The sequence below is a fragment of the Bacillus cereus group sp. BfR-BA-01524 genome, from assembly GCF_022662595.1.
Classification (GTDB): Bacteria; Bacillota; Bacilli; order Bacillales; family Bacillaceae_G; genus Bacillus_A; species Bacillus_A thuringiensis_S.
Genome location: NZ_JAKUDW010000355.1, coordinates 1 through 298, shown reverse-complemented (window position 1 = coordinate 298; position 298 = coordinate 1). Strand labels below are relative to the sequence as shown.

Genomic DNA, 298 nt, shown 5'->3' with positions numbered 1-298 from the left:
TACACAAGAGTACATGCGACAAAACCAAGACAAAATGAATACATCTATGAACCGTTTATCTAGCGGTAAATCAATCAACAGTGCAGCTGACGATGCAGCTGGTTTAGCTATCGCTACTCGTATGCGTGCGAAAGAAGGCGGATTAAACGTTGGGGCTCGTAACACACAAGACGCTATGTCTGCTTTGCGTACTGGTGACGCTGCATTAGGTTCTGTTTCAAACATCTTACTTCGTATGCGTGATCTTGCAACACAAGCATCAAGCGGTACTAACAACGATAAAGATATCGCATCTATG

General features: G+C 43.6%; 1 protein-coding gene. It reads left to right on the top strand.

Features of this window, described 5'->3' with window-relative positions; all coding sequences use genetic code 11:
• On the top strand, positions 1-298 hold a 298-nt coding region (locus tag MR170_RS31450; protein ID WP_481746808.1), incomplete at both ends, for a flagellin N-terminal helical domain-containing protein.